Raw genomic sequence first — 11,540 nt, forward strand, 5'->3', positions numbered from 1 at the left:
GCCCTGGCGGTGCTGATCGTCGGCGGCGCCGCGCTCTACGCCGCCCTCTGCCTGCTGCTGGGGGCGGTCGATCGCGGCGAGCTGGCCCGGTTCCGCCGCCGCAAGCATCTCCCGGGTTGACCCGCCCGCACCGGGCCGGCCATAACCCAGCCTTCCCCACCCCTCTGCGGCACCGGCGGACATGAAGCGCATCTTCTCGGGCATCCAGCCCACCCACAACATGCATCTCGGCAACTATCTCGGCGCGGTGCGGAACTGGGTGGCGCTGCAGGACGGGGCGGAGTTCGAGACCATCTACTGCGTCGTCGACCTGCACGCGCTGACCGTGCCGCAGGTGCCGGGCGAGCTGCGGGCCCATATCCGCGAGCTGACCGCGACCCTGCTGGCCGTCGGCATCGACCCGGAGCGCAGCATCCTGTTCGCGCAGAGCCAGGTGCCCGGCCACAGCGAGCTGGCCTGGCTGTTCTCCTGCGTCACCCCGCTGGGCTGGCTGCGGCGCATGACCCAGTTCAAGGACAAGGCCGGCAAGCAGCAGGACACGGCGATGCACGGCCTGCTGGCCTATCCCGTGCTGATGGCGGCGGACATCCTGCTCTACAAGGGCACCCACGTGCCGGTCGGCGAGGACCAGAAGCAGCATCTGGAGCTGACCCGCGACATCGCCCAATCCTTCAACCAGCGCTACGGCGTCGACTTCTTCCCGCTGCCGGAGCCGCAGATCCTGGGCTCCGCCACCCGGGTGATGAGCCTGCGCGACGGGTCGAAGAAGATGAGCAAGTCGGATGAGTCCGACTACAGCCGCATCAACATGACCGACGACGCCGACACCATCGCGCTGAAGTTCCGCCGGGCCAAGACCGACCCGGAGCCGCTGCCGACCGAGGCGGCGGGCCTAGCCGGCCGGCCCGAGGCCGAGAACCTGGTCAACATCTATGGCGCCCTGACCGGCAAGGACATCGATACGGTGCTGGCCGAGTTCGGCGGCGCGCCGTTCTCCACCTTCAAGGGCGCGCTGACCGACGTGGCGGTGGCGGTGCTGGCGCCGATCGGCGGCGAGATGCGCCGGCTGATGGCCGACCCCGGCCATGTCGATGCGGTGCTGCGCCGGGGCGGCGAGAAGGCCGCGGCGATCGCGGCGCCGGTGCTGGCCGAGACCCAGGACATCATGGGGCTGCTGCGGCCGTGAGGGAGCGTCCGATCTCGGCCCTGCCCAATCTCGGGCCCAAGACCGCGGAGTGGCTGGCCGCCGTCGGCATCACCAGCGAGGCGGAGCTGCGCGCCATCGGCCCGGTGGAAGCCTGGCAGCGCCTGAAGGCGGCGCAGCCGGAGCTGATCACGGTCAACGCGCTCTACGCCCTGCACGGCGCCCTGACCAACCAGCACTGGGCCGCCCTGCCCCAGGACCTGCGCGCCCTATTGCGCAAGGACGCCGGGGTGGAGTGAGGGCCGGCCGGTGGTCACCGTGCCGGAAAGCTCCTATATTGAGGACATGAGCCGCGTCCTGTCCCCGATCGAGTCGGAGTTCGCCACGGTCGAAGAGGCCGAGGCCTATGACCGCTGGTTCCGCGCCAAAGTGGAAGCGGCGCTGGCCAGCACGCAGCCTTCCGTTCCCCATGACGAGGCAATGGCACGCCTGCGCGCGCTGATCGACGAGAAGCGCCGTGCCCATGCTGCCCGTAAGCTGGAGCGCTGAGGCCCTCACGGATCTCGAGCAGATCCTCGGCTATATCGCTGAACGCAATCCTGTCGCCGCAGACCGATTGCTGGCCATCGCCGCCGAGACGGCCGAAAGGCTGTCGGAACATCCCTATCTGTATCGACCGGGCCGCGTCGCGGGAACGCGTGAGGCGGTGGCCCACCCGAACTACATCATCGTCTATCGGGTCGGCTCGTCCGTCATCGATATCCTGGGTGTCCTTCACGCCCGCCAAGCCTATCCGCCGGGCTGAGGCCGGACGTCACCCCGCCACCTGTCATTGCCGGGCTTGACCCGGCAATCCAGGAGATGTCGACAGCCTCTGGATGTCCGGGTCAACCCCGGGCATGACAGAATGGGAAGGTCAGCCTCGACCTCAGATCGACGGATCCGCGTCCTCGCCCACCCGCTTGGCGGAGCCGGCGAAGCCGGTGATGGTAAAGGACTCCAAGAGGTCGATCGCCGCGTCGAGCGGCATGGTGCCGGTGTCGATCGTCAGGTCCGGCGTCTCCGGCGCCTCATAGGGCGCGGAGACCCCGGTGAAGCCCTGGATCTCGCCGCGCCGCGCCTTGGCGTAAAGCCCCTTGGGGTCGCGCTGCTCGCAGATCGCGAGATCCGCCTTCACGAACACCTCGCGGAAGCCGTCGCCGATCACGTCGCCGGCCAAGGCGCGGTGCCAGCGTTCCGGTGAGATCAGGGCCACGATCGCGATCAGCCCCGCCTCGGCGAACAACCGCGCCACCTCGGCCGCGCGGCGGACATTCTCGGCCCGGTCCTCGGTCGAAAAGCCGAGGTCGCGGCCGAGGCCGGTGCGCAGCGAATCGCCGTCCAGCACGGTCGACTGCCAGCCGCGGGCGAACAGGCGGGATTCCAGCGCCGTCGCCAGGGTCGACTTGCCGGAGCCGGACAGGCCGGTCAGCCAGACCACGCCGCCGCCATGGCCGTTGGCCACGCGCCGGGCCGCGGCATCGACCCGCCGCTCGGTCGGGAACAGCAGGCGGCTGTCGCCCGTGGCGTCGAGGATGGTGACGCCGCCCACGATGTCGTAGCCGTCGACCAGCACGCCGCGGCCGGTGCCCGGCAGCTCGGCATGGCGGTCGAAGGCGATGGCGGTGCGGCCCACCACCTCGATCTCCGCCGTCTCGTTGCGCCGCACCAGCTCCGCCGTCCGGGTCTCCAGCGTGTGCACCTCGACCACATGGGCGATGCGCTCCACCGTCACCGTGTGCTCGGCCGTGGCCAGGCGCAGGGTCAGCCGGGCGCCGGGCCGCAGCGGCTCGCGCGCCAGCCAGAACAGGCGCAGCTTCAGCCGGGTCGCCGTGGCCGGCGCCTGCTCGACCAGGGTCGCGACCTGGCCGCGCTCAACGAAGACCGGCGGGTCGAGCGTCAGCCCGACCGCCTGGCCCGCCTTGGCCGAGGTGATCTCCGCCGCCGGCCAGCTTTCGATCGTGGCGATGCGGGCGATCTTGCCGGAGGGGGCGAAGCGCAGGGTCTGGCCGACCGCAAGCCCGCCGCTCTCGATCCGCCCGGCGACGATGCGCCGGTCGTCGAATTTGTAGACATCCTGCACCGGCAGGCGCAGCGGCTGCTCGGTCGGCGCCGGCGCCGCCTCCAGCCCGTCCAGGGCCTCGACCAGCGACGGCCCGTCATGCCAGGGCATCAGCTTGGAGCGGCTGGCGATGTTCTCGCCGTGCCGGGCGGCCAGCGGCACCACCACCGCGGGGGTGATGCCGACGCTGCTGAGATAGGCCGAGATCTCGTCGGTCACCGCCTGGAAGCGGGCCTGGTCGTATTCCACCAGGTCCATCTTGTTGATCGCCACCACCACCTGGGTGATGCCGAGCAGGCCCAGGATCAGGGCATGGCGGCGCGACTGCTCCAGCGTGCCCTCGCGGGCATCGACCAGCAGCAGCGCCGCATCCGCCCCGGCGGCGCCGGAGACCATGTTCTTGAGGAACTCGGCGTGGCCCGGCGCATCGATCAGCACGTAGCGCCGGCGGGCGGTGCGGAACTGCACCTCGGCCGTGTCGATGGTGATGCCCTGGTCGCGCTCCGACTGCAGCGCGTCGATCAGGAACGACCATTCGAACGGCATGCCGCGCTTCTTGCTCATCGCCTCGACCGCCGTGACGCGCTCGGGGCCAAGCGTGCCGGTGTCGTGCAGCAGGCGGCCGATCAGGGTCGACTTGCCGTGGTCGACATGGCCGGCGATGACGACGCGCAGGGTGCGGGCGGCGGCCAGCGCCGGGTGCAGGGCGACGATTCCGTCCATGTCACATATATCCCGCGCTGCGGAGGCGCTCGAAGCCGTCCTCGGTCTCGTTGTCGATGATCCGGCCGGACCGCTCGGAGACCTTGGTGGTCTCCAGCTCGGCGATGATCGCCTCGATCGTGTCGGCGTCGCTGGCCACCGGCAGGGTGATGTTCTTCTCGCCCAGAGACCGGTAGCGCAGCCCGTCCCTGGCCAGGTACAGCGGCACGATCGGGATGCCCTCGCGCTGGGTGTAGCGCCAGACGTCGATCTCGGTCCATTTCAGGATCGGGTGGATCCGGACATGGGTGCCGGGCTCGAACCGGGTCTTGTACTGGCCCCAGAACTCGGCCGGCTGATCGGCCACATCCCAGGCGCCCTCGAAGCTGCGTGGGCTGAACACCCGCTCCTTCGCCCGGGTGCCCTGCTCGTCGCGGCGGATGCCGACGATGATGCCCTCGAACCCCTCGCGCTGGATCACCGATTTCAGCCCCTCGGTCTTGCGCGCCGCCGCCCGGCCGCCGGGCGCCAGGGTCTGGTCCATCTCCTCCTCCGGCGGGCAATCCTCGACGATCAGCGGCAGGTTCCACTCCCGCACCAGGCGGTCCCGGAACTCATAGACCTCCGGCAGCTCCATATGGGTGTCGAGCTGGATCAGCGGGAACGGCACATGGCCGAAGAACGCCTTGCGCAGCAGCCACAGGATCAGCGTCGAGTCCTTGCCGATGGACCAGAGCATTCCCAGCCGATCGATGCGGGCGAAGGCTTCGCGGAGAATGGTGATGCTCTCCGCTTCGAGTTCGTCGAGATGAGTCATGTCTTAAAGGAGCGTGACCTGGGAGGGGACGGGATCGGCGGGGCGGTGGATACCGCATTCGGTCTTGGCCTGGCCAGACCAGCGGCCTGAGCGCGGGTCGGCGCCGGGCTCGACCCGCTCGGTACAGGGCATGCAGCCGATCGATAGGAAGCCGTCGGCCTCCAGAGGATGGCGCGGCAGGCCCCGGGCCTCGAATTCCGCGGCGATCCGGTCGGGGGACCAGCCGGCCAGCGGGTTGATCTTGTAGCGGCCCTCATCGGCCGCCCATTCCATCGCCGGCAATGACACGCGGGTGAGCGCCTGGAAGCGCTTGCGGCCGGTGATCCAGCCGCCGAAGCCGGCAAGGGCCCGCTCCAGCGGCTCGACCTTGCGCAGGGCGCAGCACGCGTCCGGGTCGCGCTGGAACAGCAGCAGGTCGGGGTCTCGCTTGGCGATTTCGGCGGGGTCGGGTCTGACCGAGCGTACATCCACAAGTCCGAGCTGCGCGACCAGCCGGTCGCGGTAGCGCAGAGTCTCGCCGAAATGCCGCAGCGTGTCGAGGAAGATGACCGGCGTGGCCGGCGCGACCTCGGCCGCCAGGGCCAGCAGCACCGCCGATTCGGTGCCGAAGGACGACACCAGCGCGACCGGTCCGAGCCGCGGATCCGCCAATGCCTTCTCGATCAGCGCATGCCCGTCCAGCCCGTCGAATTCGGCGGCGATCAGCTCCTGATCGAGCTGCGATGATGCAGCGGCAGAGGCAGACATCGGGTGCTCATGCTCGGCAAATTCTCCAATTTCACTGTAAAATGGAGCGCATTTGCTGATTGACTGTGTGTGAATCTGAAGACTAATGTCAACCATCAATTGTGGATAGAACGCCGCCGCCGATGTCCGCCGAACAATCCGCCGCCCCCGCGGCCACGCCGAAGCTTTCCGCCGTCGAAGGCGTGAAGGAACAGAGCCGCTTCCTGCGCGGCGGCATCGCCGCCGACCTGCTCACGCCCGGCCCCTCAGTCACCGAGGAGAGCTATAACCTGCTGAAATTCCACGGAAGCTACGAGCAGTACGACCGTGACACCGCGACTGCGCGGAAGAAGCAGGGGCTCGAGAAGGAATACCAGTTCATGGTCCGCGCCCGCATCCCGGGCGGGCGGCTGACGGCCGAGCAGTACCTGGCGCTCGACGCCATCGCAGACAGATACTCCAACGGGACGCTGCGGATTACCACGCGCCAGGGAATCCAATTTCACGGCGTGCTGAAGGGAAATCTGAAGGCGACGATCGCCGACATCAACCATTCGATGCTGACCACCATGTCCGCCTGCGGCGACGTGGTGCGCAACGTCATGACCACCCCGGCGCCGATCCGCGACGCGGTGCATGCACGGCTGGAGGCGGATGCCCGTTTCCTGTCGACGCGCCTCCTGCCGAAGAGCCGGGCCTACTACGAGCTGTTCCTCGACGAGGAGAACGTCGTCCCGGCCGAATCGGTGGATGAGCCCTTGTACGGCGCCACCTACCTGCCGCGGAAGTTCAAGGTCGGCCTGGCCACGCCCGAGGACAACTCGATCGATCTGCTGACCCAGGATCTCGGCATCCTCTCGGTGTTCGAGGGCGACCATCTGGTCGGCTACAACCTCAATCTCGGCGGCGGCCAGGGGCTGACCCACACCAAGGCCGGCACCCATGCCCGCATGGCTTCGCCGATCGCCTCGGTCGGCCCGGGCGAGCTGCTGCAGGGCGCCGAGGCGGTGATCCGCCTGTACCGCGACCACGGCAACCGCGCCGACCGCAAGCGCGCCCGGCTGAAATACGTGCTGGACGACATGGGGCTGGACTGGACCCGCAAGGAGCTGGAGCGCCAGTTCGGCCGGGTGCTGGCCGACCCGCTGCCGCACGGGCCGTTCAAGGTGCCCGACCATCTCGGCTGGCACGAGCAGGGCGACGGCCGCTTCTGGCTGGGCCTGCCGGTGGCCAGCGGCCGGATTGAGGACGGCCCCAAGGTGCGGCTGCGCACCGCGCTGCGCGCCCTGTTCGAGAACTGGGCCAAGCCGGCGGTGCTGACGCCGCAGCAGGATATCCTGATCGCCGACATCGCGCCGGGCGAGCGGGACGAGATCGAGGCGCATCTGCGCAGCCACGGCGTGGTCTTCGCCGAGGACCTGACCGCGGTGCGCCGCTGGACCCTGGCCTGCCCGGCGCTGCCAACCTGCGGCCTGGCGCTGTCGGAGGCCGAGCGCATCCGCGAGCCGCTGGTCGATTCGATCGAGGCCACGCTGCGCAAGCACGGGCTGATCGAGGAGCGGATCAGCATCCGCATCACCGGCTGCCCCAACGGCTGCGCCCGCCCCTATGCCGGCGATATCGGCTTGGTCGGCCGCACCCCCGGCACCTTCGCCCTGTTCGTCGGCGGCGATTTCGAGGGCACGCGGCTGAACGCCAAGCTGACCGAGAAGGTGCCGGAGGCCGCGATCGCCGACACGCTGGACCCGCTGCTGGGCGCCTTCGCGCAGGAGCGGCAGCAGGGCGAGGGCTTCGGCGACTGGTGCCACCGCCAGGGCATCGACCGGCTGGCCACGCTGCTGCCCGGCGGGAAGGCGCTCTAGATGCTGCCGATCTCGCTGTGCCCGGAGGTGGTGCCGGTCGCGCTGGCCGGCCGCGGCGACAAGGCGGTGCGCCGCCTGGCCCAGCTGGACGAGGGCGGCTTCACCGTCACCGTCTTCGCCGACGACCCATCGCCGGACCTGGTGCTGGCCGCCGGCGACCGGCTGCGGCGGCGCCTGCCCGGTGCTGCGGATCTGAGCACGCACCGCCTGCTGCTGGTGGCGGACCTGGACGAGGCGCCGTCCGCCGACCTCGCCATCCTGGCCCGCCGCCTGGGCCTGCTGGTGAATGTCGAGGACCGCACCGCGCTGTGCGACTTCCACCTGCCGGCGATCGTCCGCCGCGGCGACCTGGTGGTGGCGATCTCGACCGGCGGGCAGAGCCCGCGCCTGGCCGGGCGGCTGCGCCTGTTCGCCGAGCGGCTGATCCATCGCGACTGGGGCGCCCGCCTGGCCCGGCTGGGCCTGCTGCGCGCCGAGCTGCGAGCCCAGGGCAAGGCCCCGCACGAGATCGCCCGTGCCGTCGACGCCGTGATCGACGGCGAAGGCTGGCTCAGCCCGCGGTAGATCAGCCGAGGGATTGGCAGGGTCTGGAACGTCTTCTCGTGTTGCCTCTCCCGCCTGGCGGGATCTTTTCACGATGCCCTGCCCCTTGCCGTCATTGCGAGGAGGCGAAGCCGACGAAGCAATCCAGGGGCCGGTGCGCATCGGCCCCTGGATTGCTTCGCTGCGCTCGCAATGACGGTGATGAGAGTACCGAAGGGACTCTCGCCCGACCTCAGCCCGCGCTGGGTCCCGCCGCCAGCTCGGCCGTCAGCTGCTTGTGGTCCAGCGCGCCTTCCCATTTCGCCACCACCAGCGTCGCCACGGCGTTGCCGAGGATGTTGACGAAGACGAAGGCTGCCGACAGCACCCGATGGATGCCGAGGATCAGTGCCATGCTGCCGACCGGGATGGTCTGGGTGGCCGCGAGCGTCATCGCCAGCACGGCCAGGGCCGAGCCGGCGACACCGGCGCCGCCCTTCGAGGTCAGCAGCAGCACGCCGAGCAGGGCCAGCTGGTCCTGCCAGCCCAAAGCCGTCTGCGTCGCCTGGGCCAGGAACACGGTGACCGCCGCGAAGTACAGGCAGGTGCCGTCATGGTTGAAGGCGTAGCCGGTGGGTAGCACCAGCCCGACCGCCGATTCCTCCGCCCCCAGCCGGGTCAGCTTGGCCGAAAGCTGCGGGAACACGCTCTCCGACGAGCTGGTGCCCAGCACCAGCAGCAGCTCGGCCCGGATGTAGCGCATCAGCTGCCACAGGCTGAACCGGGCCCACAGGCTGACCGGCAGCAGCACCAGCAGCACGAAGACCAGGCAGGTCAGGTAGAACTCGCCGACCAGGGCGCCGAGCGAGACCAGCGACCCCAGGCCGAATTTGGCAACGGAGAAGGCGATGGCGCCGAAGGCCCCGAGCGGCGCGACCTTCATCACCATGCGGATGATCCAGAACAGCGATTTGGTCGCGCCCTCGACCACGTCCAGCACCGGCTTGCCGGCGTCGCCGGCCGCGGCCAGGCCGCAGGCGAACAGCACCGAGAAGAACAGGATCTGCAGCACATTGCCCTTGGCGAAGCCGTCGACCGCGGCCGAGGGGATGATGCCGAGCAGGAAATCGGCGATGCCGTTCGCCTTCGCCGCCTCGGCCTCATAGCCCTGGATGGTGCCGCTGACCTGGGTGAACAGCGCCGGGTCGGCCTTCATGCCGGCGCCGGGCTGCAGCAGGTTGGCGGCCACCAGCCCGATCACCAGGGCGATGGTGGTGACCACCTCGAAATAGACGATCGCCTTGAAGGCGATGCGGCCGACCCGGCCGAGGTCGCGCATGCTGGCGATGCCATGCACGACAGTACAGAAGATGATCGGCCCGACCACCATCTGGATCAGCTTGATGAAGGCGTCGCCCAGCGGCTTCAGCTGCGCGCCGATATCGGGCTGCCAGACGCCGAGGCCGATGCCCAGCAGCAGGGCGATCAGCACCTGCACCGACAGGTCGCTGTATAGCGGCTTGCGCGCCCGCTTCGGCGGCGCGGCCGCCAGGATGGCTTCACTCATGGCTCGATCCTCCCCCTTCATGTTTTTTTGCTTCGGGGCCCGGCTCAGGCGCCGAGCTCTCCCAGGATCTCTTCGGCGCCGGCGAACACCTCGTCGACGCTCATCCGCCGCGGCAGCAGCTTCTGGTCGAAGCAGGTGGCGAGCGTCAGCTCGACCGCGTCCCACAGCCGCTCGCAGCCGAACGCCGCCCGGCTCATGCCGTCGGCCGGTGCGGGCGCTTCGGCGGCCGCCCGCTTCAGCAGGGCATAGGCGGCGCGGATCGCCTGCGGCTTCCGGCGCGCCGCCTCCGCGCTGACCGCGACCATGTGGTTGATCGGCATGAAGCCGTGCCGGGCGTACCAGGCGCGGTCCACAGCCGCATGGTCGGCGATCACCGGCGCGAACTCCTCGCCCTCCGGCAGGTCGTTGCCGAGGATGGCGGCGCGGATCTCGCCCGCCCGCAGCCGGTCGGGCAGGCTGCCCTCGTCTTCGAAATGCTCGACGAAGCCCGGGTCGACGTATTCCTCGACATGGGCCGGGTCGCTGGTGACCCAGCGGATATCCTCGGCCGCCAGGCCATAATCCTCCGCCAGATGGGCGCGCACCCACAGGCCGGTGGTCTGGGTATAGGCGCGCACGCCGACCCGGGCGCCGGCCAGCTCCTTCGGCGCCACCGGGCCGTGGCCGCGGTGATAGATCAGGCAGCCGCGCTGCAGCCGCGACGCCACCACCGCCGGCAGCACCACGATCGGCCGGTCATAGGCCTTGGCCTGCAGCGCGGTGGCGATGGCGAGCTCGCTGAGCTCGTATTCCGCCCGCCGCACCATCGGCGCGAAGGCCTTGTGCACCGGCGCGACCTCGACGAAGTCGAGCACGACCTCGCCGCTGCGCAGCGCGCCCGACTTGAGCGCCGCGGTGTGCGGATAGGTGCCGAGCACCGTCTGGAGACGGACCGCATCAGCCATGTCGGGCGTCTCCCAGCGCGGGGTACAGCCGGCGGGCGGAGCCGGCGAGGATCGCCGCCCGTTCGGCCTCCGGCAGCACGGACAGGCCGGCCTTCGCCTCGCCCAGCAGCGCCGCCAGGCTGCCCTCGGCGGCCGGGAAGTTCGACCCCCACAGGACACGGTCGGCACCGAAGCGCTGGACCACCAACGGGATGAAGGCGGTCGCGGTCGATGCCCCCTGCCCCGCCGCCGCCAAGGTGCGGTTGGTCAGCTTCAGATGCACGCCGGGGAAGACGGCCAGGTCGAACAGGGCGCGGGCCTTCTCATAGGGCGGGCCGTCTGCCAGATCCGGCCGGGCCAGGTGGTCGAGCAGCACCTTCGCCTGCGGGAACCGCTGCAGCAGGCCGCGCAGCATCGGGATGCCGTCCATCGTCATCTGCAGGCAGACCGGGATGCCGTGCGCCTCGGCATAGGTCCAGGCCGGCCAGGAGCGCGGGTCGCCCAGCCAGTCCGCCTGGCCCGGCATGGTGCTGCCGGTGGTGAAGAGGCGGAGGCCGACCAGCCCCTCATCCCTCCAGCGCTTGATCTGGTCGACCGCGTCGCCAGCCACGGCATCGAGCGAGAACACGCCGACGAAGCGGCCGGGATGGGCCCGCACCGCCTCCACAACATAGCGGGAATCGTGGCCATAAACGGTGGAGGCCTGGACCACCACCGCCTGGGCGATGCCGGCCTCGTCCATCGCCGCCACCAGCCCGTGATGGTCGACCGGCCGGGCCTTGGACCAGTCGGAGCGGTGGCCGCCGAGCGGCGCGTGCGGATACCGCTCCGCATCGGGCGAAATCACATGGGTATGGCTATCGACGACGTCCAAGCTCGTCCTCCCGTGACGGCACTCTCTCGGCCCCTGGAGCGGACGCTAGGCCCGGACGGCGCCGACCGCTTCATAGAAAGGACGGCATCGGCCATAAATTCTTGCTAAGCAGAGAACCATGGCGACGCAACCGACCCTGAGACGGCTGACCATCTTCGACGCCGTGATCCGCGCCGGATCGGCCGGGGCGGCGGCGCAGGCGATCGGCCTGTCGCAGCCCGCCGTGACCCATGCCCTGCACAAGCTGGAAAGCGAGGCCGGCGCCCGGCTGCTGGACCGTGGCCCCGGCGGCAGCCAGCCCA

The 11,540-nt window shown here is 70.0% G+C and carries 13 protein-coding genes; 7 read left to right on the top strand and 6 right to left on the bottom strand.

Annotated elements, in window-relative coordinates; translation table 11 throughout:
• Positions 1-181 precede the first annotated feature (181 nt).
• From trpS to P409_RS13975, 4 genes are read left to right on the top strand one after another with little or no spacing between them, the layout of a single operon-like run.
• Positions 182-1,186: a tryptophan--tRNA ligase gene (gene trpS, locus P409_RS13960; RefSeq protein WP_034837496.1), complete on the top strand. Its 1,005-nt coding sequence runs from the start codon at positions 182-184 to the stop codon at positions 1,184-1,186.
• Positions 1,183-1,443, top strand: a complete 261-nt coding sequence (locus P409_RS13965) for a TfoX/Sxy family protein (protein ID WP_034837498.1) — start codon at positions 1,183-1,185, stop codon at positions 1,441-1,443. Before trpS ends, P409_RS13965 begins: the two co-directional genes overlap by 4 nt.
• 10 nt (positions 1,444-1,453) lie before the next feature.
• Positions 1,454-1,693: a type II toxin-antitoxin system RelB family antitoxin gene (gene relB, locus P409_RS13970; protein ID WP_238578685.1), complete on the top strand. Its 240-nt coding sequence runs from the start codon at positions 1,454-1,456 to the stop codon at positions 1,691-1,693.
• Positions 1,668-1,949: a type II toxin-antitoxin system RelE/ParE family toxin gene (locus P409_RS13975; RefSeq protein ID WP_034837502.1), complete on the top strand. Its 282-nt coding sequence runs from the start codon at positions 1,668-1,670 to the stop codon at positions 1,947-1,949. Before relB ends, P409_RS13975 begins: the two co-directional genes overlap by 26 nt.
• 123 nt (positions 1,950-2,072) lie before the next feature.
• On the opposite strand, the gene cysC is transcribed toward P409_RS13975, so the two are convergent.
• The 3 genes from cysC to P409_RS13990 are packed head-to-tail and all read right to left on the bottom strand — an operon-like array spanning position 2,073 to position 5,607.
• On the bottom strand, positions 2,073-3,968 hold the full coding sequence (cysC, locus tag P409_RS13980) for an adenylyl-sulfate kinase (protein ID WP_052120596.1): 1,896 nt from the start codon (positions 3,966-3,968) through the stop codon (positions 2,073-2,075).
• Between the two features lies 1 nt (position 3,969).
• Positions 3,970-4,764: a sulfate adenylyltransferase subunit CysD gene (cysD, locus tag P409_RS13985; protein ID WP_034837504.1), complete on the bottom strand. Its 795-nt coding sequence runs from the start codon at positions 4,762-4,764 to the stop codon at positions 3,970-3,972.
• Between the two features lie 3 nt (positions 4,765-4,767).
• A complete protein-coding gene (locus tag P409_RS13990; protein WP_274519158.1) occupies positions 4,768-5,607 on the bottom strand; it encodes a phosphoadenylyl-sulfate reductase in 840 nt (279 codons plus the stop codon).
• Positions 5,608-5,633: 26 nt separating this feature from the next.
• On the opposite strand from P409_RS13990, the gene P409_RS13995 reads away from it, so the two are divergent.
• Positions 5,634-7,352 (top strand): NADPH-dependent assimilatory sulfite reductase hemoprotein subunit, encoded by a 1,719-nt coding sequence (locus tag P409_RS13995; protein WP_034837506.1) that lies wholly within the window; start codon positions 5,634-5,636, stop codon positions 7,350-7,352.
• Positions 7,353-7,916: a precorrin-2 dehydrogenase/sirohydrochlorin ferrochelatase family protein gene (locus P409_RS14000; RefSeq protein ID WP_034837508.1), complete on the top strand. Its 564-nt coding sequence runs from the start codon at positions 7,353-7,355 to the stop codon at positions 7,914-7,916.
• Between the two features lie 211 nt (positions 7,917-8,127).
• On the opposite strand, the gene dctA is transcribed toward P409_RS14000, so the two are convergent.
• The 3 genes from dctA to P409_RS14015 are packed head-to-tail and all read right to left on the bottom strand — an operon-like array spanning position 8,128 to position 11,238.
• Positions 8,128-9,441: a C4-dicarboxylate transporter DctA gene (gene dctA, locus P409_RS14005; RefSeq protein ID WP_034837510.1), complete on the bottom strand. Its 1,314-nt coding sequence runs from the start codon at positions 9,439-9,441 to the stop codon at positions 8,128-8,130.
• Between the two features lie 44 nt (positions 9,442-9,485).
• Positions 9,486-10,385 carry a hypothetical protein gene (locus tag P409_RS14010; protein ID WP_034837511.1) on the bottom strand — a complete coding sequence of 300 codons (900 nt, stop codon included), beginning with the start codon at positions 10,383-10,385 and terminating at the stop codon, positions 9,486-9,488.
• Positions 10,378-11,238 carry an amidohydrolase family protein gene (locus P409_RS14015; RefSeq protein WP_034837513.1) on the bottom strand — a complete coding sequence of 287 codons (861 nt, stop codon included), beginning with the start codon at positions 11,236-11,238 and terminating at the stop codon, positions 10,378-10,380. Before P409_RS14015 ends, P409_RS14010 begins: the two co-directional genes overlap by 8 nt.
• A gap of 118 nt (positions 11,239-11,356) precedes the next feature.
• Between P409_RS14015 and P409_RS14020 the strand changes: the two genes are divergently transcribed.
• On the top strand, positions 11,357-11,540 hold a 184-nt coding region (locus tag P409_RS14020; protein WP_034837515.1), incomplete at its 3' end, for a helix-turn-helix domain-containing protein.

This window comes from Inquilinus limosus MP06 (genome assembly GCF_000767795.1).
GTDB lineage: Bacteria > Pseudomonadota > Alphaproteobacteria > DSM-16000 > Inquilinaceae > Inquilinus > Inquilinus limosus_E.